This window comes from Streptomyces marispadix, from assembly GCF_022524345.1.
In the GTDB taxonomy this organism is placed as follows: Bacteria; Actinomycetota; Actinomycetes; order Streptomycetales; family Streptomycetaceae; genus Streptomyces; species Streptomyces marispadix.
The window spans coordinates 2,014,141-2,037,001 of record NZ_JAKWJU010000002.1; the positions used below are offsets into that span (position 1 = coordinate 2,014,141).

General features: G+C 69.9%; 17 protein-coding genes, 2 tRNA genes and 2 pseudogenes. 13 read left to right on the top strand and 8 right to left on the bottom strand.

Going from position 1 to position 22,861, the window contains the following annotated elements:
• Positions 1 to 302 precede the first annotated feature (302 nt).
• Positions 303 to 1,715, top strand: coding sequence for an amidase (locus MMA15_RS08580; RefSeq protein ID WP_241058531.1), 1,413 nt, complete (start codon positions 303 to 305; stop codon positions 1,713 to 1,715).
• Positions 1,716 to 1,872: 157 nt separating this feature from the next.
• Here the strand turns inward: MMA15_RS08580 and MMA15_RS08585 are convergent, their stop codons facing one another.
• Positions 1,873 to 2,403, bottom strand: a complete 531-nt coding sequence (locus tag MMA15_RS08585) for a DUF3830 family protein (RefSeq protein WP_241058532.1) — start codon at positions 2,401 to 2,403, stop codon at positions 1,873 to 1,875.
• A 130-nt stretch (positions 2,404 to 2,533) separates the two neighbouring features.
• Here MMA15_RS08585 and ehuB point away from each other — a divergent pair, with 130 nt between their 5' ends.
• The 10 genes from ehuB to glxA all read left to right on the top strand — a co-directional run bounded on the left by ehuB (position 2,534) and on the right by glxA (position 13,870).
• Positions 2,534 to 3,469 (top strand): ectoine/hydroxyectoine ABC transporter substrate-binding protein EhuB, encoded by a 936-nt coding sequence (gene ehuB, locus MMA15_RS08590; RefSeq protein ID WP_241058533.1) that lies wholly within the window; start codon positions 2,534 to 2,536, stop codon positions 3,467 to 3,469.
• The gene (gene ehuC, locus MMA15_RS08595; RefSeq protein ID WP_241058534.1) at positions 3,466 to 4,218 is read left to right on the top strand and encodes an ectoine/hydroxyectoine ABC transporter permease subunit EhuC; all 753 of its coding nucleotides are present in this window, start codon (positions 3,466 to 3,468) and stop codon (positions 4,216 to 4,218) included. Before ehuB ends, ehuC begins: the two co-directional genes overlap by 4 nt.
• Entirely contained in the window at positions 4,215 to 4,865 is a 651-nt protein-coding gene (gene ehuD, locus MMA15_RS08600; RefSeq protein ID WP_241058535.1) for an ectoine/hydroxyectoine ABC transporter permease subunit EhuD, read from the top strand. The genes ehuC and ehuD overlap by 4 nt, the downstream gene beginning before the upstream one ends.
• Positions 4,855 to 5,670 carry an ectoine/hydroxyectoine ABC transporter ATP-binding protein EhuA gene (ehuA, locus tag MMA15_RS08605; protein WP_241058536.1) on the top strand — a complete coding sequence of 272 codons (816 nt, stop codon included), beginning with the start codon at positions 4,855 to 4,857 and terminating at the stop codon, positions 5,668 to 5,670. The genes ehuD and ehuA overlap by 11 nt, the downstream gene beginning before the upstream one ends.
• 321 nt (positions 5,671 to 5,991) lie before the next feature.
• Entirely contained in the window at positions 5,992 to 6,750 is a 759-nt protein-coding gene (locus MMA15_RS08610) for an IclR family transcriptional regulator (protein WP_241058537.1), read from the top strand.
• A gap of 65 nt (positions 6,751 to 6,815) precedes the next feature.
• Positions 6,816 to 6,889: transfer RNA gene (locus MMA15_RS08615), tRNA-Lys, on the top strand.
• 259 nt (positions 6,890 to 7,148) lie between these two features.
• Positions 7,149 to 7,742 (top strand): lytic polysaccharide monooxygenase auxiliary activity family 9 protein, encoded by a 594-nt coding sequence (locus MMA15_RS08620; protein WP_241058538.1) that lies wholly within the window; start codon positions 7,149 to 7,151, stop codon positions 7,740 to 7,742.
• 366 nt (positions 7,743 to 8,108) lie between these two features.
• On the top strand, positions 8,109 to 9,287 hold the full coding sequence (locus MMA15_RS08625) for a winged helix DNA-binding domain-containing protein (protein ID WP_241058539.1): 1,179 nt from the start codon (positions 8,109 to 8,111) through the stop codon (positions 9,285 to 9,287).
• 438 nt (positions 9,288 to 9,725) lie between these two features.
• Positions 9,726 to 11,885, top strand: a complete 2,160-nt coding sequence (locus tag MMA15_RS08630) for a glycosyltransferase family 2 protein (protein ID WP_241058540.1) — start codon at positions 9,726 to 9,728, stop codon at positions 11,883 to 11,885.
• Positions 11,882 to 13,870 (top strand): radical copper oxidase GlxA, encoded by a 1,989-nt coding sequence (glxA, locus tag MMA15_RS08635; RefSeq protein ID WP_241058541.1) that lies wholly within the window; start codon positions 11,882 to 11,884, stop codon positions 13,868 to 13,870. The genes MMA15_RS08630 and glxA overlap by 4 nt, the downstream gene beginning before the upstream one ends.
• A 315-nt stretch (positions 13,871 to 14,185) precedes the next feature.
• On the opposite strand, the gene MMA15_RS08640 is transcribed toward glxA, so the two are convergent.
• The 4 genes and pseudogenes from MMA15_RS08640 to MMA15_RS28645 form a co-directional block, all read right to left on the bottom strand.
• Positions 14,186 to 15,301 (bottom strand): glycoside hydrolase family 6 protein, encoded by a 1,116-nt coding sequence (locus tag MMA15_RS08640; protein ID WP_241058542.1) that lies wholly within the window; start codon positions 15,299 to 15,301, stop codon positions 14,186 to 14,188.
• 209 nt (positions 15,302 to 15,510) lie between these two features.
• Positions 15,511 to 16,290, bottom strand: coding sequence for an HAD-IIA family hydrolase (locus MMA15_RS08645; RefSeq protein WP_241058543.1), 780 nt, complete (start codon positions 16,288 to 16,290; stop codon positions 15,511 to 15,513).
• Between the two features lie 96 nt (positions 16,291 to 16,386).
• Positions 16,387 to 17,238: pseudogene (locus MMA15_RS08650) on the bottom strand (ROK family protein); the annotation flags it as partial.
• A gap of 555 nt (positions 17,239 to 17,793) precedes the next feature.
• Positions 17,794 to 18,198, bottom strand: a pseudogene (locus MMA15_RS28645) (MarR family transcriptional regulator); the annotation flags it as partial.
• A gap of 127 nt (positions 18,199 to 18,325) precedes the next feature.
• Between MMA15_RS28645 and MMA15_RS08660 the strand changes: the two are divergent.
• Positions 18,326 to 19,417 carry a Gfo/Idh/MocA family protein gene (locus tag MMA15_RS08660; RefSeq protein ID WP_241058544.1) on the top strand — a complete coding sequence of 364 codons (1,092 nt, stop codon included), beginning with the start codon at positions 18,326 to 18,328 and terminating at the stop codon, positions 19,415 to 19,417.
• A 201-nt stretch (positions 19,418 to 19,618) separates the two neighbouring features.
• Here the strand turns inward: MMA15_RS08660 and MMA15_RS08665 are convergent, their stop codons facing one another.
• The gene (locus tag MMA15_RS08665; protein ID WP_241058545.1) at positions 19,619 to 20,479 is read right to left on the bottom strand and encodes a fumarylacetoacetate hydrolase family protein; all 861 of its coding nucleotides are present in this window, start codon (positions 20,477 to 20,479) and stop codon (positions 19,619 to 19,621) included.
• A 270-nt stretch (positions 20,480 to 20,749) separates the two neighbouring features.
• Between MMA15_RS08665 and rdgB the strand changes: the two genes are divergently transcribed.
• Positions 20,750 to 21,376, top strand: a complete 627-nt coding sequence (gene rdgB, locus MMA15_RS08670) for an RdgB/HAM1 family non-canonical purine NTP pyrophosphatase (protein WP_241058546.1) — start codon at positions 20,750 to 20,752, stop codon at positions 21,374 to 21,376.
• Positions 21,377 to 21,493: 117 nt separating this feature from the next.
• Here the strand turns inward: rdgB and MMA15_RS08675 are convergent.
• Both MMA15_RS08675 and MMA15_RS08680 read right to left on the bottom strand, forming a co-directional pair.
• Positions 21,494 to 21,575, bottom strand: a tRNA-Leu gene (locus MMA15_RS08675).
• Positions 21,576 to 21,588: 13 nt separating this feature from the next.
• A complete protein-coding gene (locus MMA15_RS08680; RefSeq protein ID WP_241058547.1) occupies positions 21,589 to 22,626 on the bottom strand; it encodes an HNH endonuclease signature motif containing protein in 1,038 nt (345 codons plus the stop codon).
• Positions 22,627 to 22,861: the final 235 nt, after the last annotated feature.

Sequence of the window (22,861 nt, forward strand, 5' to 3'; positions counted from 1 at the left end):
GCTCCCGGCCCTGATCGCCGGAGGTCCCGGGGCCCCTGCCGGGTTTTCCTGGTCAGGGATCTCCCGGCCCCCGGGTCTTGACGTCCGGTCCCCGTCGTCCGGTCCGCCCGGACCGCCCTGTTCAACGTCCCGCCCGAACCCCCTCGAACCGGCCCCTGGTTCACCTCCGCCCGCCCGCCGCCGTCTCCTCCTCCGACTTCCGTCCCGTCCCCTGATTCGTCCGGCGGTTACCGCTGCCGCGTCCCCTGCCCGCGGGAAGCCGCCGGCCATCCGGCCATACGGCCACGACTCGAAAGGCACCCATGTCGGATCTCAGCAGTCTCACCGCCGTCCGGCTCCTCGAAGGGTTCAGCAGCGGAGACTTCTCCCCCGTCGAAGCCACCCGCGCCGCGCTCGAACAGGCCGAGAAGGTGCAGCCGCACGTGAACGCCTTCGTACGGATCGACGGTGACGACGCGCTCGCGCAGGCACGCGAATCGACGGAGCGCTGGCGCCGCGGCGACCCCCAGGGCCCGCTCGACGGCGTACCCGTGACGGTGAAGGACATCCTGCTGCTGCGCGGCAAGCCCACCCTGCGCGGCTCCTGGTCCTCCTCCACCGAGGGCCCGTGGGAGGAGGACGCCCCGTCCGTGGCGCGGATGCGCGAAGCGGGCGCGGTGTTCGTGGGCAAGACGACGACGCCCGAGTTCGGCTGGAAGGGCGTGACGGACAGCCCCCGGCACGGCGTCACACGGAATCCCTACGACACCTCACGCACCGCGGGCGGCTCCAGCGGCGGCAGTTCGGCCGCGGTCGCACTCGGGGCGGGTCCGCTCAGCCTGGGCACGGACGCGGGCGGTTCGGTGCGCATCCCCGCCTCCTTCTGCGGAATGTTCGCCATCAAGCCGACGTACGGGCGGGTGCCGATCTATCCCGCGAGCGCCTTCGGCACGCTCGCCCACGTCGGGCCTATGACCCGCGACGCACGGGACGCGGCGCTGCTGATGGATGTGATCTCCGAGCCGGACGCCCGCGACTGGTCTCAGCTCGCGCCGCCGCATGGCAGTTTCAGCGAGTCCGTGAAGGACGGGGTGCGGGGGCTGCGCATCGCGTACTCGCCGGACTTCGGCGGCCGGGTCGAGGTCGAACCGGCGGTGGCCGCCGGGGTGCGTCGCGCCGTCGAGCGGCTCGCGGAACTGGGCGCGGTCGTCGAGGAGACCGACCCCGGTTTCGACGACCCGATCGAGGCGTTCCACTCCCTGTGGTTCGCGGGGGCGGCCCGGGTGACGCAGCACTTCACCGACGAGCAGCGTGAGGCCATGGACCCCGGGCTGAGGGAGGTCTCCGAGGACGGCGCTTCGCGCAGCGCGCTGGACTATCTGGCCGCGGTCGACGTTCGTATGGCGCTGGGCAAGCAGATGGGCGTCTTCCACGAGACGTACGACCTGCTGGTGACGCCGACGACGCCGGGCACGGCCTTCGGGGCGGGCCTGGAGGTGCCGGAGGGTTCCGGATACCGGCGGTGGACCCAGTGGACGCCCTTCACCTATCCGTTCAACATGACGCAGCAGCCCGCCTCTTCCGTGCCCTGCGGGCTGGACGGCGACGGACTGCCGATGGGTGTGCAGTTGGTGGCCGCACGCCACCGGGACGATCTCGTGCTGCGGGCCTCGCACGCGCTGTACGAGGCGGGAGCGGCGGATGTGCCGGCGCCCGCCCTCGCCGGGGCCGAGTAAGCCCCGGCCGAGCGCGAGCACTGCGAGCACCACGAGCACTGCGAGCACTGCGAGCACTGCGAGCACTACGAGCACTACGAGCACTACGAGCACCAAGGAGTACGGGGCCCGGGCAGGGCCCCGTACCCGCAAGCACCCGCGGGCGCCCCCGACTCCCCTAACTCGCCTCGATCCGGCGGAAGTTGAGGGTCTCCCCGATGGCTCCCGCCCGCCAGAGGTCCTGGCAGGCCTCGGCCATCTCGTCGAGGCCCTCGACGATCGAACCCCACACGATGCCGGGCACCCAGCCCGCGTCGCCGTTGATGAGCAGGTTGTTGCGCTCGTAGAACAGCGCGAGGTCGATCACGGTGGAACGCGTGGCGTGGGCCGCCTTGGCGCCCCGCTGTTCGGCCGCCGCCTCATAGCCGTAGGACGCCGTGTTGAGTTGCGTGTCCGTGAAGGTGAAATAGCACAGATCGCCCGGGATGGGGGTGATCGTCGGGTTCTCCAGCGGCGGCTCCTCGGGAGCGAACGGCGGGATCAGCGCATAGATCTCGTTGCGCGCGTACTTGGCGTGGTAGACGTCGCCGCCCAGGGGCAGCGCGTTCCACACCGCTTCGCAGGTGATCGGGGCGCGGTCGTCGAGCAGCTTCGCCGTGCACCTCACTCCACGCTTGTCCAACGACACTTCAATGAACCGCTCGGCCATCGTGCCTCCGCGTCGTGCTGTGGTGGTTCGTACGGTGTCAATGGTGGCGCAGCGGTCAAGCCCACAACGACCGGGTCAAGGGCTGAAAACGATCCGCATATCTTCCGAGTGCCTGGGTAGCTGCGCGCCCATGGCTCCACCACGAGGGAAAAACACCGGAAATGCCGAGAAAAGCGGCAGAAGGCTGGGACGCCGTTCGCTGCTCGCCGGAGCGGCATCGCTGACGGCTCTCGGAACGCTGGGCACCACCACGGCGTGCAGCCGCGTGGCCGGCGCTGAAACCGGAAACGGGGGCGATCTGCTGGAGAGACTGAGGGCGCAGCATACGGTCAAGCTGGGAATCGCCGGTGAACAGCCGTACAGCTACATCGACACGAACGGCGAACTGACCGGCTCCTCGCCCGCAATCGCACGCATCATCTTCAAGCGGCTCGGCGTCGAGAACGTGCAGCCGATGCCGACCGAATTCAACTCGCTGATTCCGGGTCTCAACTCGCAGCAGTTCGACGTGGTCGCTGCCGGCATGTACATCAACCCGGAGCGGTGCCAGCAAGTGATCTTCGCGGACCCCGAGTACGAGATGAGGGACGCGTTCATCGTCCGCAAGGGCAACCCCAAGGACCTGCACACCTACAAGGACATCGCCGAGAAGGGCGCCAAGCTCGCCACCGGCGTCGGCTACGCGGAGATCGACTACGCCGTGGACGCCGGCATCAAGGAGAGCGAGATCAAGCTGCTGCCGGACCAGTTGGCGGGGCTGCTGGAGGTGCAGGGCGGACGTGCCGACGTCTTCGCGGGCACCGCCATCACCGTGCGCAACGTGGTGAAGCAGTCCAAGAGCGGAAAGACCGAGTACACCGACGACTTCGTCCCGATGCTGGACGGCAAGCCGGATCTGGGCACCGGTGCCTTCGCCTTCCGTAAGAGCGAGAGCAACCTCCGCGACGCCTTCAACGAAGAGCTGCACAAGATGAAGAAGAGCGGCGAGCTCTTCCGCGTCATGAAGCGCTTCGGGTTCGTCGAGCAGGAGATGACGACCAAGACCGCAAAGGAGCGCTGCAAATGAGCGACCTTACCTGGGGTCTGTGGGAGCTGCTGCTCAAGGGCGCTTGGCTGACGGTGCAGTTGACCGTCTTCAGCGCCCTGCTAGGCGCCACCGTGGCCTTCGTCGTCGGAGTGGCACGCACCCACCGGCTGCGTTTCGTGCGTTTCGTCTCCGGCGCGTACATGGAGATCTTCCGGGGCACCTCGGCCCTGGTCCTGATGTTCTGGATCTTCTTCGTCCTGCCCGTCGCCCTGGGCTGGCAGCTCGTCCCGATGTGGGCGGCCGTCCTGGCGCTCGGCCTGTCCTACGGCGCATACGGATCGGAGATCGTACGCGGCGCGCTGGCGGCCGTGGCCCCGGCGCAGCAGGAGGCGGGCATCGCGCTGAGCTTCAGCCCGTGGCAGCGGCTCACCAAGATCGTGCTGCCGCAGGCGTGGCCGGAGATGATCCCGCCCGCGAACAACCTGCTGATCGAGCTGCTGAAGGGCACCGCCCTCGTGTCGATCATGGGTGTCGCGGACATCGCCTTCGGCGCCTCGCTGGTGCGCAACGCGACCGGTCAGAGCGCACCCGTCTACACGATCATCCTGGTGATGTACTTCGTACTCGCCTTCGTACTCACCCGTGGAATGCGCGTACTCGAGCGGCATGCCAAGGCGGGCATCGGTCAGGCGCCGCCGCCCAAGAGCCTCGGCATGCGGCGCAAGCCCACCGTGCCGCGTCAGGCCGGCGCCTCCCGTGACGTTCCCACCGCCGGAGGTGCCTCATGAACTGGGACTGGTCCGCAGTCGGCGACTTCATGCCGCGCCTGTGGGACGGCGTGCTGCTCACCCTTCAGGCGCTGGTGCTGGGTTCGCTGATCGCCTTCGCGCTCGGCCTGGTCTGGGCGCTGGCCCAGAGGTCGACGCTGAAGATCGTGAGCTGGCCCGTCACGGCCGTCACGGAGTTCATCCGCAACACACCGCTGCTGGTGCAGCTCTTCTTCCTCTACTTCGTACTGCCCGAGTGGAACATCACGTTCAGCGCCCTGGTGACCGGTGTCCTCGGTCTGGGGCTGCACTACTCGACGTACACGGCGGAGGTCTACCGCGCCGGCATCGACGGTGTGCCCGTCGGCCAGTGGGAGGCGTGCACAGCGCTGAGCCTGCCGCGCAGCCGCACCTGGAGTGCGGTGATCCTGCCGCAGGCGATCCGCCGCGTGGTGCCCGCACTGGGCAACTACGTCATCGCGATGCTGAAGGACTCGCCGATGATCGCGACCATCGGCGCACTGGAAATGCTGGGCCAGGCCCGGCAGTTCAGTGCCGAGACCTTCCAGCCGACGGAGCCGATCACGGTCATCGGCGTCGTCTTCATCCTGATCGCCTACCCGGCATCCCTGCTTATGAGAGCTCTGGAGCGTCGCCTTGTCCACTGAGAGCAGCACCTCGAAGGAAACCAAGAACCCTGCCGTCGACGGCAGTGAACTGATCGAGTTCAAGGACGTCACAAAGCGCTTCGGCAGCAACGTCGTTCTCGACAACCTGTGCTTCAACGTCGCCTCCGGCAAGCACGTCACCCTCATCGGCCCGTCCGGATCGGGCAAGACGACGATCCTCCGGCTGCTGATGACGCTGGTGAAGCCGGAGGAGGGCACGATCAAGGTCGCCGGCGACTACCTCACCCACGAGACGAGGAACGGGAAGCTGGTGCCCGCGAGCGAGCGCCACTCCCGTGAGGTGCGCAAGAACATCGGCATGGTGTTCCAGCAGTTCAACCTCTTCCCCAACATGAAGGTGCTCCGCAACATCACGGAGGCACCCGTACACGTGCTGGGGCTCTCCAAGGACGAGGCGGAGCAGCGGGCCCGCGAACTGCTCGAACTCGTGGGCCTGACCGAGCACATCGACAAGTACCCGAGTCAGCTCTCCGGCGGGCAGCAGCAGCGCGTGGCCATCGCCCGCGCGCTGGCGATGCGTCCGCAGGTGCTGCTGCTGGACGAGGTCACCTCGGCGCTCGACCCGGAGCTGGTGGCGGGTGTGCTGGACGTCCTGCGGGACATCGCGCACACCACGGACATCACCATGCTGTGCGTCACGCACGAGATGAACTTCGCACGCGACATCTCCGACGACGTCTTGATGTTCGACGCCGGCCGGGTCATCGAATCGGGCCCGCCGGAGCGGATCTTCAGCGACCCGGAGCACGAGCGGACGCGGGAGTTCCTGAGCGCCGTCCTCTGACGCGAGGCGCGTGTACGGCCGATGTCGGGGGCCGCATCCGGTACGCCGGGTGCGGTCCCCTTTTGCGTGAGGTGTGTTCGCGGGCCGTGCGTTCGGGGTGCCGGGCGGGGCCTTCGCGCTCTGCGACCCGTTTCGGGGCTTCGCCAAGGCCGGGCCGTGGTGCGGCCGTTCCGAGGAGCGCCGCGGCCGGGACGAGGACGCATATGCCAAATAGCACCAACGGACCCCTGCCGACGGCCCGTTGACCGCTATCGTGAGAAGCGGACGTGACCGGACGCGACGGTCACGACGCAAACGGTCATACCTCCAGGGAGGCCCGTCGTGGCGCTGAGGCCGGAGCACACCGCGCCGTTCCACTCGGTGCGGTACGCGCTGCGCGTGCTCGAGGCGATCGCCGCGCACCGCGACGGCGTCACGGAAACGGAACTCTCCCAGGAGACGGGACTGCCACCGGGCCATCTAGCGCATCTGCTGGCCATGCTCTGCCGTGAGAACTACGCGGAACAGCTCGCGGACGGCACGTACGTCGTGGGCGAGTCGCTGGTGCTGCTCGGCTCCGGCGGCGACCGTGAACGCGCCCTGGACGAACGGCTACAGCGCACTCTCGCCGATCTGCGCGACACCGTCAGCGCCGCGGTCTATCTCAGCCGCTACAAGGACGGCGAGCTGGAGGTCACCGGGTACGCGGACAGTCCGGCGACGCCCGCGGTCAACGAGTGGGTCGACTTCCGCTCGGCTCTCCATGCGACCGCGATCGGCAAGTGCCTTCTGGGACAGCTCGATCACAACGGCCGCAAGGACCATCTCTCCCGGCACAGAACGGCACGGCTCACCTCCCGCACGATCACCGACGAGAGACTGCTGCTGAACACGCTGGAGCGGCAGCCGCCGACCGTGCCCGTGCTGGATCTTCAGGAGTACGCGGTGGGCACGGTGTGTGCGGCGGTGCCCGTCACGGCCGGTTCCTCGGTGGGCTGCCTCGCGCTGTCCCTGCCCGTCGAGCATGCGCACCGGCTGCGTCAGGCAGCGGAGACGCTGAGCCGCAAGGCGGCTCCGGTCATGCTGTCGCTGGCCATCTGAGCACGGTCCGAAGCACCCCCGGAGAGGGGGTAGTATTTCCTCCGTCGGTCTGCGAAGGCCGACGGGCGCCGTTAGCTCAGTTGGTTAGAGCAGCTGACTCTTAATCAGCGGGTCCGGGGTTCGAGTCCCTGACGGCGTACAGCGAAAGTCCGGAAGCCCTCCGCATCGCGGGGGGCTTCCGTCGTTTCCGCGCGTGCTCGGCACTCCTTCGCACTCGGCTCAGTGCTTCCGCTCGCCGCCGCCGGATGCCTGCTCACCACCGGTCGAGGCCCAACCTCCGCACCCTTACGAAGAATTGGTCTGGACATGACTGGTTCATCGCGCTACATTCGCCGCCTGGTCTAGACCGTTGAACCTCATTGTGCGCACTCCGCCCCCCCACGAGCATCTGGAGAGACATGCGCAAGAAGATCACAGCGGCCGTCGTAGGACTGGGACTTGGCGGTGCAGCCATGTTCCTCACCGGCGGCCCGGCCCAGGGCCACGGCTTCAGCACCGACCCCGCGAGCCGCCAGGCGAACTGCGCCGACGGCAAGGTCACCGGCTGCGGCGCCATCGAGAACGAGCCACAGAGCGTCGAGGGTCCCAAGGGCTTCCCCGAGGCCGGGCCCAAGGACGGCTCCATCTGTTCCGCCGGGAACGAGAGCTTCAAGGAACTCGACGACCCGCGTGGCGGCGACTGGCCCGCCACCGAACTGAAGGCCGGTGCGAACCACACCTTCAAGTGGTCGATGACGGCACAGCACGCCACGACGGACTTCAAGTTCTACGTCACCAAGGACGGCTGGGACCCGAACAAGAAGCTCACCCGCGCCGACCTGGAGCCCAAGCCCTTCCTGACGGTGGACATGGGCGGCGAGAAGCCCCCGGCCGAGTGGACCGGCGAAGGCAAGCTGCCGGAGGGCAAGTCGGGCAAGCATCTGATCCTGGGCGTGTGGACGATCGCCGACACGGCGAACGCCTTCTACTCCTGCTCCGACGTGAAGTTCTGAACCGGCGGGCGGCGGGCGTCCGCACGGCCGGAGCGGACGCCGCCGGGAGCAGGCGAGGACCTGCGGGCGCCGGCGGGACCCGAATTCCCGTGACGGACCCGGAGGGAGGGGTTCCGGTCCGGTCGCGTTACCCGCGGCGGCCGGGCCGGCCCCGGCCCGGGGCTCCGGCCTGAGACTCGGGCCTGAGACTCGGGCCTGAGACTCCGGCCCGCGCTCCTGCTCGTGTTCCTGCTCGCACGGGTCTGGTCGCGCGGACCGGCCGTACGAGCGGGCCCGCAGAACCGCGCTCGTACGGCCGCATGTGCGCGGTCCGCCGCCTGGCGTGCCCGCATGGCGGGGCCGTGCCCGATCCGACAGACTCCCCTCATGCACCCCGCCACCCTCAGCGACAGGGCGCTCGGCCGCGCCCTCGTCTCGCGTCAACTGCTCGCCGAACGGGAGCAGTTGAGTGCCCTGGAAGCAGTCGAGCATCTGGTGGGCCTACAGGCGCAGGCGCCCAGGCCGCCCTACTTCGGGCTGTGGTCGCGGCTGGTGGACTTCCGTGCCGCGGAGCTGTCCGCGCTGCTGCGCGACCGGCAGGCCGTACGGGTCAGCGTCATGCGCGGCACCGTGCACCTGGTGAGCGCGGCCGACTGCCTGCAACTGCGCCCGCTGACCCGCGTGCTGTACGAGCGCATGATGCGGTCAGCCCAGAGCCGCCGACTGGAGAGCGCGGACCCCTGGGAGGTCGCCGGTGCGGCGGACTCGCTGTTGCGCGAGGAGCCGCGTACCGCCCGCGATCTCGGCCGTCTGCTGCATGAACGCTGGCCGCGGGAGGAGCCCGGCTCGCTGTCGCGGGCGGCGCGCAGCCTCTGCGACGCGGTGCAGATCCCGCCGCGCGGCCTGTGGGGACGCTCCGGGCAGCCGACGTATGCGCCCATCGAGTCCTGGCTGGGGCGGCCGCTGTCGCCGGAGCCGTCCGTCGAGACCGTACTGCTGCGCTATCTGGGCGCGTTCGGGCCCGCGTCGGTCATGGACGCACAGACCTGGTCGGGGCTGACCCGGCTCGGCGAGGTGATGGAGCGGCTCCGCCCGCAGCTACGCGTCTTCCGCAGCGAGAGCGGACGCGAACTGTTCGACCTGCCGGACGCGCCACGGCCCGATCCCGAACTGCCGCTGCCCGCACGCTTCGTGGCCGAGTACGACAACCTCATCCTCTCCCACGCCGACCGTACGCGGGTGATCAGCGACGCCGCGCGGAAGATCATCGCGAGCCGCAACGGCCAGGTGCCCGGCACCGTACTGCTGGACGGCCGGGTGCGCGGCACGTGGAAGGTGGAGCGGCCGGGGAAGCAGGCGGTGACGCTCACCGTGACGCCGCTCCAGCGCGCTCTGAGCGGGGACGAGGAGCGGGAACTGGCGACCGAGGGCGAGCGGTTGCTGGCCTTCGCCCTGCACGGCGGCGAAGCGGCCCCCGGAACGGCACCCGAAGCACGCGGACCGGCTCCCGAAGCCGCCCCGGAACCGGAGGAGTTCTCGGTCGTCTTCGCCGACGCCGTGGGCTGACCGCGCCACGCGGCTGACCAGCGCGACCGCGCGTACCCCGCGGTCAACAGCGCCCCGGCCCGGAGAATTTACTCACAGACCACACACAACGTGTCCATTTCGATGACACCTCCGTCACAGAGAACCCGGCAATCAACCGGCAATCGTGACGAACTGGCCCTTATCGCCCTTGCGTTCGAGCCTGTAGTCGGAGAACCTACCGACGTCTCCGGCCGCCGTGCAGCCCCCAGCGAATCGACGGCCGGTGAGCGGGCACGGCCCACGGGCCGCACCCGTGACTCCGCGCGGACGGCAGACCGAAGTCCCCTCCATGGAACCGGGCGCCGCCCGCGCGCAGTCTCTGTACGAAGCAGCCGACGCCTGCCGCGCCGGGGGCCGCGGGAAAGGACGCGGGAAGTACGACCACACGCAGCCTGCTGCGTTCAGGGGGAATGACCCATGACCTCGACCGGGCCCGGCGACCGACGGCCAGGACACGTCGGCGACCGACAACCGGGACACGTGCAGGCCGCGGAAGACGACCCGACACGGACCACGCAGCTTCGCATACCCGCGCACATAAGACAGAGAGCCAGAGGCACGCTCGGCCGTGGACGGCGCTGGACTCCCAAAGAGCTGCCGCGCTACGACTACGAGCACTACAGCCGTCTCGCGGGTCCGCTGCGCCAGCCCGACCGCGACAAGCCCTACCGCGTCGCATACCGCAGTCTGCTGGCCGACGAGCCGCACCGAATACGTGCCGCGACGCTGCTGTGTCTGGCGCCGCTGCTCTCGGCGGGACTGCTGGCGTGGCTGATGCAGCCGCAGCACTGGACTCGCCGCGACGACGGCGCCGTCTCCGACCTCGTACTCAAGCTCGACATCGTGATGCTGGTCTCCATCGGCCTGATCGAGCTGTTCCGTACTCTCAACGTCCTCTCCAACGCGCACGCGACGCTCGTCGCCCGCGATCCGATACCCGTGGTGCCGGAGTCCGGCACCCGCGTCGCCTTCCTCACCTCCTTCGTGCCCGGCAAGGAGCCGCTGGAGATGGTGACGAAGACCCTCGAAGCGGCCGTGAAGATACGCCACCGCGGCCTGCTGCACGTATGGCTGCTCGACGAGGGCGACGACCCCGAGGTGAAAGAGGTCTGCCGCAGGCTGGGCGTACACCACTTCACCCGCAAGGGCGTGCCCCGCTGGAACAAGAAGAAGGGCCCGCACCGCGCGAAGACCAAGCACGGCAACTACAACGCCTGGCTGGCCGCGCACGGCGACCACTACGACTACTTCGCGTCCGTCGACACCGACCACGTGCCGCTGCCCAACTACCTGGAGCGGATGCTCGGTTACTTCCGCGACCCGGACGTCGGCTTCGTCATCGGCCCGCAGGTCTACGGCAACTACGACAACTTCGTCACCAAGGCCGCCGAGAGCCAGCAGTTCCTCTTCCACGCGCTCATCCAGCGGGCCGGGAACCGCTACAACGCGCCCATGTTCGTAGGCACCAGCAACGCCGTGCGGATCAAGGCCATCAAGGGAATCGGCGGCCTGTACGACTCCATCACGGAGGACATGGCCACCGGCTTCGAGATGCACCGGCACCGCAACCCGGAGACGGGCCGCAAGTGGCGCTCGGTCTACACCCCGGACGTACTCGCCGTGGGCGAGGGCCCCAACGCCTGGACGGACTTCTTCACCCAGCAACTGCGCTGGTCGCGCGGGACGTACGAGACGATCCTCAAGCAGTACTGGCGCGGTGTCTTCACGCTGCCGCCCGGCAAGCTCTTCAACTACACCATGCTGATGATCTTCTACCCGATCGCGGCGCTCAACTGGATACTGGCGGCGCTGAGTTGTGCGCTGTTCCTGGGCCTGGGCGCCTCGGGTGTGCAGATCGACCCGACGATCTGGATGGCCCTGTACGGCAACGCGACCGCCTTGCAGATCGGCCTCTACGTCTGGAACCGGCGGCACAACGTCTCCCCGCACGAGCCGGAGGGCTCGGGCGGCCTGGCCGGAATGCTGATGTCCGCGCTGTCGGCGCCGATCTACGCCCGTTCGCTCTTCGACACGGTGCTGCGCCGCAAGAGCAAGTTCGTGGTGACGCCGAAGGGCGACTCCGCCAGTCCGGACACCCTCTTCGGCACCTTCCGCGTCCACCTCTTCTTCATCGTCATCTTCGGCGGCTCGCTTGGCGGTTCGTTCTACCTGGGCCACGACCACCCCGCGATGATCACGTGGGCGGCGCTGGCCCTGCTGATCACCGCCGCGCCGATCGTGGGCTGGCGCGTGACCGTACGGGCGGAGAAGAAGAAGCGGAAGCAGCGCCGGCACCGGCACCGCCAGGGCACCCCGGTGGTGCCGCGCTCCGACGACGAGTCCGGCACCTCCTACGAGGGCGCGTACGGGGACGAGTACGGCGGGTCCTACGACGGGCCCTATGACGACGGCTCGTACGGCGACGGCTCGTACGGCGACGGCTCGTACAGCGACGGCTACGACGACGGCGCCGACGGCGGTCCGCACGGCGCGAACGGGGGCCCGGCGCACGGCGGCCCCGCGCCCGCCACGCAGCCCGTACCACTGCAAACCGCCCCTGGGGGACGTGAAAGATGAAGTTCCGACCGAGCCGGCGTACGCGCCGCACAGCGATCGGCGCGACCGTGGTTCTGGTGATCGCGGGTTTCAACGGGCCCGCGCTCTACGGCATAGCCTCGGCGAAGTACCACGACTACAAGATCAACCAGCCCGAGTACAAAGCGGCGAACGGGCACTGGAAGACCGTAGAGGTCCCCGAGAAGTACCGGATCAACACCATTCACGCGGCGCTGCTGCACACGGGCAAGGTGCTGCTCGTCGCCGGTTCGGGCAACGACGCCAAGCAGTTCGACGCCAAGACCTTCCGCACCGTGCTGTGGGACCCGGTCAAGAACACCTTCAAGAACATCCACACGCCCAACGACCTCTTCTGCGCCGGGCACACCCAGCTGCCCGACGGGAAGCTGCTGGTGGCGGGCGGCACACGCCGGTACGAGAAGCTCGGCGGCGATGTGAAGAAGGCCGGCGGCCTGATGATCGTCCACAACGAGAACCCCGACCGCGCCAAGACCATCAAGGCGGGCACCCGCTTCACCGGCCGCCACAACAACAAGACGTTCGAGGCCAAGGACAACGTCCTGGTGCCCCGCGCGAAGAAGCGGGCCGACCCCGTCACCGGCAGGGTCGAGGTGCGGGCCAGCGTCGCCCGCGTATATGTGGAGGCGGCCAAGCGCGGCAAGCAGTACCAGACCGGCACGGAGGACAACTACCGCGTCAGCGGGCTGCGCGGCGCCGAGCGCAAGAACATCTACGGCATCGCCCAGAAGCTCTCCTTCGACAAGAAGGACTTCCAAGGCATCAAGGACAGCTACGAGTTCGACCCGGTCGCCGAGCGCTACATCAAGACCGACTTCATGCACGAGGCGCGCTGGTACCCGACGCTGACGACCCTCGAGGACGGCAAGGTGCTGTCGGTGTCCGGACTCGACGACATCGGCCAGGTCGTCCCCGGCAAGAACGAGATCTACGACCCGCGGACGAAGAAGTGGGAGTTCCTGCCCCGCAAGCGGTTCTTCCCCACCTACCCGGCGCTGCATCTCACCGACGACAACAAGATCTTCTACTCCGGCGCCAACGCCGGCTACGGGCCCGCCGACAAGGGCCGTACTCCCGGGCTGTGGGACCTTCAGACCAACGGCTTCCGTAAGATCCCCGGCCTGAGCGACCCGGACAAGCTGGAGACGGCGATGTCCGTGCCGCTTCCGCCCACACAGAGCCGCAAGTTCATGGTGCTCGGCGGCGGCGGCGTCGGCGAGTCGAAGAAGGCCAGCGAGAAGACCCGCATCGTCGATCTGAAGGACCCCGCGCCGCACTTCCGTGACGGGCCGGACCTGTACGCGAAGGCCCGCTACCCCAGCAGCGTCATCCTGCCGGACGACAAGGTCCTCACCACCAACGGCTCCGGCGACTACCGGGGACGCAGCGACAGCAACATCCTCAAGGCGGAGATCTACGACCCCTCCAGCGACACCAAGAAGCCCGTGGCCGACCCCCTCGTGGGCCGCAACTACCACTCGGGAGCGATGCTGCTGCCCGACGGCCGCGTGATGACGTTCGGCTCCGACTCGCTCTTCGCCGACAAGGCCAACACCAAGCCCGGCAAGTTCGAGCAGCAGATCGACATCTACACGCCGCCGTACCTCCATACGAAGGGCGAGCGGCCGGAGTTGAGGAACACCGCGGGGGGCGAGCGGACCGTACGGCTGGGCGGCACCGCGTCGTTCCTCAGCAAGGACGCCGCCTCCATCAAGAAGATGCGGCTGATCAGGCCGAGTTCGTTCACGCACGTCACCAACGTCGAACAGTCCTCCGTGGCGCTGAAGTTCAAGCGCACGGGGAACGGCGTGACCGTGAAGCTGCCCGAGGATCCGTCGCTGGTGCCGCCCGGCTGGTGGATGGTGACGGCGGTCGACGGCAAGGGCAAGCCGTCGAAGTCGGTGTGGGTGAAGGTGCCTCGCTCGGCGACGGCGCAGGCGCCCACGACGACGCCGCTCTCGCCGTAGAAGACGATCACCGCCCAGGGCACGGCCCCTCGGGCTCAGGACAGTCCAGGGGCTTCGAGGACCATCCCCCACACCCCCCACCCGGCCCCGCCGGGCCGACAACGGCCCGGCGGGACGCGGGGGTTGAAGGAAGCGAACGAGTCGGGTGTGCGGCCGGCGGCGGCCGTCACAGAGGGGCCGAGGGAAGCACACATCCACGCGCCTCGCGTCCGGCGCACACTCACACGGCCCTGCCGGTCCCGGCGCAGCCCGGCCCTGCCCGTCCCCGGCGCAGTCCGGCCAGGCGCGCATCCACGGGGCTCGACAGGCCCGCCCTCAGCGCTGGTTGCGAGCCAGCCCCAGCGCATACGACGGCCACCACTCGCCCGCCTTCGGACCGCCCTTGCACTCGCCGTCCGACTCGCCCGGCCGTTTGATCCACAGATAGCCGTCGACGATCTCGTCACCGGTCTTCGTGGTCGGCGCGGCGCCCAGTGCACGCCCCTTCGGGTTGCACCACGCCTCCTCGTCACCGCCCGCCGCACCCGCGACCGGCCCGTTGCCGTTGCGGCTGGTGTCGATGACGAACGGCTTGTTGCCGACCATCGGGCTGAACTTCTTGCCGTAAGCCTTGTTCGACGCCGTCGTCTGGTAGTTGGAGACGTTCAGTGAGAAGCCGTCCGCTGTGTCGATGCCCGCGCGCTTCATCGGTTCCACGAGCGCTCCCGGGTCGCGCACCCAGTCGGGGTTGCCGGCGTCCAGATAGACCCGTACGTCCGGGAGGCTCTGGAGCTTGCCGACGGCCTCGTTGAGGAGCTGATAGCGCTCGTCGGTGAACTCGGCGGGCGTGCAGCCCTCCATCAGCACATGCGGGATCGCGTCCGGCTCCACGATCACCGTCGCCGAACGCTTGCCGATGCCCTTCATCACCCGCGCCAGCCAGTCGCGGTAGGCGTCCGCGTCGGGAGCACCGCCCTTGGAGTACTGGCCGCAGTCGCGGTGCGGCAGGTTGTACAGGACGAGCAGCGCGTCGCGCCCGGCCTTCGACGCGGCCGTGGTGACCTTTCGCGTCTGCCCCTCCGGGTCCTCGGTGCCGATCCACTCGGCGACCGGCTGCTTCGCGATCTTCCGCATCAGGGACGCCTGTTCGGCCTTGCCGTCCTTGCGGTACGCCTCGGCCTGGCGTGCGGCGTTGCCGTCCGGGTCGACCCAGTACGGGGTCACCGACTTCGGGCGCTGCCCTACGCCGCCGCCCGAGCCGCCGGCGCCTTCCTCGCCCGTACCCGAGTCGGACGAGCATCCGCTCAGCAGCAGCCCGGCGAGCGCCGCCAGCACACAGCCCGCGGCGGTACCGGAGCGGACGGGTCTGCGGTGTGCCCCCTCGCGGCGTGCGCCCTCGTGGTCCGCGCCGCCTTCACGACGCCCGAGAACGTAACTGCCCCTGCCGTACATCGACTTCCCCCTCGACGGGCCTTCCCCCTCGGTGGGCCTGCCCCTTCCGGCAGGCGCCCGGAACCGGACGGCCATCGTGTCACAGCGTCCACACCGGCCGCGCCGGTCTCATACGGCCGTTACCGTGCCGTTCCACGCCTGGCCCGGGGGCCCGGCAGGCGCCGGTGGACGCTGCCGCCTCTCACGCGGTCGTCCGACTGCCGCCGCCGTCAGATGCGTTCGACGAGATCCGCGATGGAGTCGACGACGCTGGAGGCCCGGTACGGGAAGAGATCGACCTCGTCCGGCTTGGTAAGCCCCGTCAGCACCAGGAACGTCTCCAGACCGGCCTCCATGCCGGCCCGTACGTCCGTGTCCATCCGGTCGCCGATCATCGCCGACGTCTCCGAGTGCGCACCTATCGCGTTCAATCCGGCCCGCATCATCAGCGGATTGGGCTTGCCGACGAAGTACGGTTCCCTGCCGGTCGCCTTGGTGATCAGCGCCGCGACCGAGCCCGTGGCCGGAAGCGCGCCCTCCGCCGAGGGCCCTGTCTCGTCGGGGTTGGTGGCGATGAAGCGCGCTCCGTCGTTGATCAGCCGGATCGCCTTCGTCAGCGCCTCGAAGCTGTACGTACGGGTCTCGCCCAGCACCACATAGTCCGGCTCGGAGTCGGAGAGCACATACCCGATGTCGTGCAGCGCCGTCGTCAGACCGGCCTCGCCGATGGCGTACGCCGTGCCGCCGGGACGCTGGTCGTCGAGGAACTGCGCGGTGGCCAGCGCCGACGTCCAGATGTTCTCCGTGGGCACGTCCAGACCGATGCGTCCCAAGCGGGCGTGGAGATCGCGCGGCGTGTAGATCGAGTTGTTCGTCAGGACGAGGAAGGGGCGTCCGGACTCCTTCAGGCGCTTGATGAAGGCATCCGCCCCGGGAACCGGGACGCCCTCGTGCATCAGCACACCGTCCATGTCGGTGAGCCACGACTCGATCGGCTTTCGCTCTGCCACGTGACGGCTCCTGCCAGGGGTCGGGTCGGCCTCGGGCCCGGCCTCGCGGTGAAGCGGGCGGGGTGGCATACCGGCGGTGCCGGTGCCACGTTCAGCCTAACCGGCCGCCGAAGGCGCGCCCGGCGCACGGCCGAAGAGCGGAGCGAGGACGAGCTGAGCCGCACCGTCCGCGACCGTGCGGGCCCCCTCCGGGACGACCTCGACGGCCACGCCCGAGCCGGACCCCGCTGTGCGTGCGGCCGCGCCCGGCTGTACGCCGGTGCCCGCGCGTACGCCTGTGCCCGTCCCTGCGCCTGTGCCCGTCCCTGCGCCTGTGCGGGCGTCGGCACGGGGGCCGGTCGCGGTTCCGGGGGCGCGGAGCTGCGCCGCGACCCCGTCGACGAAGACGTCCGGGTCGGCCAGCACCGTACGGCCGCCGAGCAGCACCCTGTCGACGTCGAGGAGGCGCACGAGATTCGCGGCACCGACGCCGAGCACACGAGCCGCCTCCCGCTTGTCACCACGCCGCACTGCTTCCAGACACAGCGCCTCCAGACAGCCGTTCCTGCCACAGCGACACGGAGGACCGTCGAGCTGGACCACCTGGTGCCCGAACTCGCCCGCGCCGTTCCTCCTCCCCCGGTGGATGCGCCCGTCGAGCACGAGGCCCGCGCCCAGACCCGTACCGAGATGGAGATAGGCGAGGGACTCCTTGCCGCGCAACGAGAGTCCGAGGGCTGCCGCGTTGGTGTCCTTGTCGACCACGACGGGCATGCCGAGGCGCCGTGCCAGCGCGTCCCGCAGCGGGAAGCCCGCCCAGCGCGGGAAGCCGGTGACCTGGCGCAGCACGCCGCGTACGTGGTCGAGCGGGCCCGGAGCGGCCACCCCGACGCCGACGATGCTCCCCCACCGGCCGCCCACTCCCAACGGCGCTGCGGCTGCGGCCAGTTGGGCGGCCTCCTCGGGAGCCTGGCCGGATGTCCGCTCGGGTGCCCGCGTGGAGGGCCGCTCGGAAGGCTGCTCGGGTGCCCGCGTGGAGGGCTCGGGCTGCGGGCGTTGTGGTTGCGGGGCCTCCGGTGGCCGCTCCCCCGTCTCAGGCGCATCTTCGGGCGCCGCTTCGCGCTCCGCTTCCGCCTCCGGTTCAGGCGGCGCTTCCGGTTCGGTCGCCGTTTCCGCCCCGGCCGCCTCCGGTTCGGGCTCCGTCACCGTCCCGCGGTCACGTTCCCCGCCGCGTTCCTCGTCCCGCCACAGCTCCCCCTCCTCCGCCACGGCACGCCTCGCGTCGGCTTCCTGCGCCCCCGGTTCCACCACAGCCGCGCTGCCGGCCCCGGCTCCCGGATGGCTCGCCGTCCACATCTCCCCCTCGGACGCCTGCTGCCACAGCTCGCCGCCCCTGGCGCCCTCGGCGGCCTCCGCGGCCTCGGCCGCCTCCCGCGAGACACCCTCCCGCCCCTCGGGCCCCTCCGACCTGGTGCCGCCGCTCGCATAGGTCGTACCGGCGCCGAGCGCGGGAAGCCCCGCACGGATCAGCCCGTGCACCGCCGACTCGACCGCGTCCAGCAGCACTTCGGCGTCCGCACCCATGTCCAGCGGCGCCGTACGCCCCGCGACGACACCGCCCGACAGATCCACGAGCACCGCCGTCAACTGGTCGCGGTCGAGCTGTATCCCCACCGCGTGCCGAGCGCCCGGCGCCAGCCGCAGTACCGTGCTCGGCTTACCGCCCGTGGAGGCCCGGCGTCCGGCCTCCGTGACCAGGCCGTGCGAGCGCAGCCGCGCCGTGATCTTGCTGACCGCCTGTGGGGTGAGCCCGGTACGAAGCGCCAGTTCACCTCGGTCCGCGCCCCCCGGGCCCGCGAGGCGCAGCAGCCCGAGAACACGTGCCGCGTTCCTGCCGTACGGGACGGAAGGCGCACTTCCGCTGCTCATGGCCGGTTCGCGGCCAAGAGCCGTTCCGTCACTCAGGGCCGATTCGCCACCAGGGGCCGGTTCGCTGCTCATGCCGCCATTGTCCGTGCGGCTTGCGCTTACGCAACCGCGTTGCGAAAGTGGCCCCATGGACCGTATGGAAGAAGCTGCCCCTCCTCCGCTCCGCGTCGGCCTCATCGGATACGGCCTCGCCGGCTCCGTCTTCCACGCGCCGCTCATCAACGCCACCCCCGGCCTGACGCTCGACACCGTCGTCACCAGACACCCGGAGCGGCGCGCCCAGGTCCACGCGGAGCTCGGCCGCGACATGCGCACCCTCGCCACCACCGACGAACTCTTCGCCCGCGCCGAGTCGTTGGACCTCGTGGTCGTCGCGTCCCCCAACCGCACCCATGTCGACCTCGCACGCAGCGCACTCGAAGCCGGACTCCCCGTCGTCGTCGACAAACCCCTCGCAGGCACCGCCGCCGAGGCACAGCAGCTCGCGTCCCTCGCGGCCGAACGAGGGCTGATGCTCTCCGCGTTCCACAACCGCCGCTGGGACAACGACTTCCGTACGGTCCGCGCCCTCATCGCCGACGGCGCCCTCGGCGACCGCGTCCATCGCTTCGAGTCCCGCTACGAACGCTGGCGGCCCGAACTCAAGGGCGGCTGGCGCGAATCCGCCGACCCCGCCGAAATCGGCGGCCTCCTCTACGACTTGGGCAGCCACCTCGTGGACCAGGCGCTCACCCTCTTCGGTCCCGCCACCGCCGTCTACGCGGAGACCGACGTACGCCGCGACGGCGCACAGGCCGACGACGACGCGTTCATCGCCCTCACCCATGCCGACGGCGTCCGCTCCCACCTGTGGATGAGCGCAGTCGCCGCCCAACTCGGGCCCCGTTTCCGGGTGCTGGGCAACGAAGCGGCTTATGTGAAGGACGGACTCGACCCACAGGAGGCCGCCCTGCGCGAAGGCGCCCGGCCGACGCCCGGCAAGCGGTGGGGAGTCGAACCCGAGATCGCCTGGGGCACCATCGGCGACCTCGACGCCCGCCGCCCGGTCCCCACCCTCGACGGCGCCTACCCCGCGTACTACGAGGGCATCGTCACCGCCCTCCGCGAAGGCGCGCCGCCACCGGTCACCGCGCACGAGGCCGTGGCCGTCATCCGCGTCCTGGAGGCGGCCCGCACTTCCGCCCTCGAATGCCGCGTAGTGACGACGAACCTCGCCTGAACCGGGTCCCGTCGGGACCCTGACCCGGTTCCCGTCGGGAACGACGAAACGCCTGCGGGGGCGCCCACTGCGCTCGCACTCGCCTTCCGCGTCCGCGCTCGGCCGTACGGACCCTCCGCCCGCACGGGACCCTCCGCCCGCACGGGACCCTCCGCCCGCACGGACCGTTCGCGCTACGGACCGTACGCCCGCACCGACCCGCTACGCGTCGCGCAACTCCTGCCGCTGCCGCCCCAGTCCGTCGATCTCCAGCTCCATCACATCACCCGCACGCAGATACGGCTTCGGCTCCGCGAACCCCATCGCCACACCCGCAGGCGTACCCGTATTGACCACGTCCCCCGGACGCAGCGTCATGAACTGGCTGAGATAACGCACCACTTCGGCCACCGGAAAGATCTGCTCGGCCGTCGTGCCGTCCTGACGCAGCTCGCCGTTCACCCACAGCCGCAGCCCCAGCGCCTGAGGATCACCCGCCTCGTCCGCCGTCACCAGCCACGGGCCCAGCGGATTGAACGTCTCGCAGTTCTTCCCCTTGTCCCACTGGCCGCCACGCTCCAACTGAAAGGCACGCTCGGAGACATCGTTCGACACCGCATAACCGGCGACCGCCGCAAGCGCCTCCTCGTCCGACCCGAGATAGCGCGCCGTACGGCCGATCACCACGGCCAACTCCACTTCCCAGTCCGTCTTCTCACTGCCCCTGGGCACCAGAACCGAGTCATACGGACCGACCACCGTGTCCGGGGCCTTCATGAAGACGATCGGCTCCTCCGGAATCGCCCCGCCCGTCTCCCGCGCGTGATCGTGGTAGTTCAGCCCGATGCAGACCACCTTGCCGATCCCGGCCAAGGGCGCACCGATACGAAGCCCCTCCGCCTCCAGCACAGGAAGACCACCGGGCTCGGAGGCGGCGGCCCGCACCCGGGACAGCGCCACGTCATCCGAGAGCAGCGCACCGTCGACATCCGCCACGACACCCGACAGATCCCGCAGAACCCCCGTCCCGTCCAGCAGAGCCGGGCGTTCCGCCCCCAACGGTCCGACGCGCAGCAACTTCACGTCTCACTCCACTCCGAAGTCGGGCTCGGCGGGACCCGGCCAGCCGAGGACCGGCCACCGAAATGTCTTGATCGGGACGGCCGATCCTCCAAGAGGGCGTTCAGATACACAACCCTCCGTCCATGGAGTGGACTCCGTGTCCGCACGTGAACCCCGGCACGAGAGCGGCGTACGGAAAGAACGGAAAGACAGGCACGGGGGCCGTAAGGCAACGGGCCGCGGGCCGCCGGTCCCGCGAACCCCCGGAACCCGCCGATGGATAATCGGCCCATGAGCAGCAGCGCCCGACTTAGCCACCCACGCCTGGTCCTCGCCACCCGCAACGCACACAAGGTCACCGAACTCCAGGCCATCCTCACCGACGCCGGCATAGAGCCCGAACTCGTCGGCGCCGACGCCTACCCCGACATCCCCGACGTCAAGGAGACCGGCGTCACCTTCGCCGAGAACGCACTCCTCAAAGCCCACACCCTCGCCCAAGCCACCGGCGTACCCGCCGTCGCCGACGACTCCGGCCTGTGCGTAGACGTACTCGGCGGCGCCCCCGGCATCTTCTCCGCACGCTGGGCCGGCCGCCACGGCGACGACAAGGCCAACCTCGACCTCCTGCTCGCCCAGCTCGCCGACATCGACGCCGCCCACCGCGGCGCCCACTTCGCCTGCGCCGCCGCGCTCGCACTCCCCGACGGCACCGAACGCGTCACCGAGGGCCGCCTCCGCGGCACCCTCCGGCACGCCCCCTCCGGCACCGGCGGCTTCGGCTACGACCCGATCCTCCAGCCGGACGGCGACACACGTACCTGCGCGGAACTGTCACCGGAGGAGAAGAACGCGATCAGCCACCGGGGGCTGGCCTTCCGCGCGCTGGCGGCGGAGATCCGGGAGTTGCTGGGCTGAGCGCTCTCAAGTGAACGCGGAGGCAAACGGACAACGCCGCGTCCACGCCACGCACGGCAAGCACGCAAGCACGCAAGAGCCTCACCCCGGCCGCAGCCGGAGTGAGGCTCCAAGAGGTGCGCGAGGAGGGACTCGAACCCTCACGCCCGCAGGCACCGGGACCTAAACCCGGCCCGTCTGCCAGTTCCGGCACTCGCGCCCGCCAGCGCAGTCTACTGCCGCTCGGGACCGGCCGATCGCACTGCCCGTCTCCGCCGCCGACCGCGGTTCCGCCCGCACCAGGTGCCGGTCACCGCATGGCAGTTCGGGCACAGATAGCGCAGATTCTCCCGCCGGTTGTCCCGCCAGTCGCCGTTGATGTGGTCGATCTGCAAAGTAAGCCGCTCGCCCTGCCAGGACCCGGAGTTGGCGCAGCGGACACAGACATACGGCACCCCCGCATCGTCGAGCGCTCTGCGCAGCCGCTCGTGCCTGACGCGCGGCAGGCCGTCCGGGCGGACGCGGAGCACGTCCGAGGCGGCCCGCCCCGTGGAGACCGGCTGCGGCTCCCGCTTCGCGGGACGACGGAAGTGCCCGTCGTCCAGGTCGAGCCGATGCGCCCGTCTCCGCACCTTCATACGGTTCGCCTCGGTGACGGGAAGGCCCAGCTCCCGCAGGACACCGGCGTAGGAGACGCTCCGCTCCACGGCCTGCCGGAGATCGCCCTCCGGGAGGGCGACGCGTGCGTGAGTGAAGTGCGAGACGTCGGCTCCGGCCTCGCGGAGCATCCGCCGCAGCGCGGCACGGGAGCGGCCGTCGTCCGGCACGCCGAGAGCCCGGGCGAGGGCGCGCAGACTCCGCACCGATCGGGCCGCCTTCGTCAACTCATCGTCCGAGAAGGGCAGTTCGGGGCCGATCGCCTCGCTCCGGTTCAGTCCTGGGAAGTGGCTCACGTCCAGGCCCGCTGCCGCGACGCGGCGCCGGATGTGCGACAGGGTCCCGGTGGAGGGCCTGGCGCCCAGCTTCCCGACGACTTCGCGGAGCGTCGTGGAGGAGGCCACGGCCCGTGCGATCTGCTCGTCGGAATACTTGGCCCAGGGGCTGCGAGGCGTGAAGTGCCCTGTGTCCAGGCCGTACTCGGCCACGGCTCGCTGCAACGTACGACGGCGCCCTCCGCTCACGCGCAAGCCGAGGGCGCGCATCAGGTCCGTCCAGTTCGAGGCGTCCGCGACCGGCGCCGCGAGCTGCTCGCGCGTGTACTTCCCCCGCATCGGTCCCCGTCCCCCGCCGCCCGGTCTGAGTACCCGGACCCGTCCGTCCCCGGCTGCGGCCGCCGTGCGGACATCCGTCGCGGCCTCGTACAGGTCAACGAGGAAAACCCACGGCGGTTACGCCGTTCAGGTGCGCAGGCAGGGCGAAGCCCGGGACGACTACGGGACTATCGCGGGACGACCGCGGCACGAACAGCCGGACGACCGCGAAAGCCAAGCGAAAGCAGGGGCCGAG

Bases quoted from the DNA above. Each gene is read 5' to 3' on its own strand.
- MMA15_RS08585 (WP_241058532.1), bottom strand. From the start codon at position 2,403: ATGGCCGAGCGGTTCATTGAAGTGTCGTTGGACAAGCGTGGAGTGAGG.
- ehuD (WP_241058535.1), top strand. From the start codon at position 4,215: ATGAACTGGGACTGGTCCGCAGTCGGCGACTTCATGCCGCGCCTGTGG.
- MMA15_RS08625 (WP_241058539.1), top strand. From the start codon at position 8,109: ATGCACCCCGCCACCCTCAGCGACAGGGCGCTCGGCCGCGCCCTCGTC.
- MMA15_RS08680 (WP_241058547.1), bottom strand. From the start codon at position 22,626: ATGCGGGGGAAGTACACGCGCGAGCAGCTCGCGGCGCCGGTCGCGGAC.
- MMA15_RS08640 (WP_241058542.1), bottom strand. From the start codon at position 15,301: ATGTACGGCAGGGGCAGTTACGTTCTCGGGCGTCGTGAAGGCGGCGCG.
- glxA (WP_241058541.1), top strand. From the start codon at position 11,882: ATGAAGTTCCGACCGAGCCGGCGTACGCGCCGCACAGCGATCGGCGCG.
- ehuB (WP_241058533.1), top strand. From the start codon at position 2,534: ATGGCTCCACCACGAGGGAAAAACACCGGAAATGCCGAGAAAAGCGGC.
- MMA15_RS08630 (WP_241058540.1), top strand. From the start codon at position 9,726: ATGACCTCGACCGGGCCCGGCGACCGACGGCCAGGACACGTCGGCGAC.
- ehuC (WP_241058534.1), top strand. From the start codon at position 3,466: ATGAGCGACCTTACCTGGGGTCTGTGGGAGCTGCTGCTCAAGGGCGCT.
- MMA15_RS08620 (WP_241058538.1), top strand. From the start codon at position 7,149: ATGCGCAAGAAGATCACAGCGGCCGTCGTAGGACTGGGACTTGGCGGT.
- rdgB (WP_241058546.1), top strand. From the start codon at position 20,750: ATGAGCAGCAGCGCCCGACTTAGCCACCCACGCCTGGTCCTCGCCACC.
- MMA15_RS08660 (WP_241058544.1), top strand. From the start codon at position 18,326: ATGGACCGTATGGAAGAAGCTGCCCCTCCTCCGCTCCGCGTCGGCCTC.
- MMA15_RS08580 (WP_241058531.1), top strand. From the start codon at position 303: ATGTCGGATCTCAGCAGTCTCACCGCCGTCCGGCTCCTCGAAGGGTTC.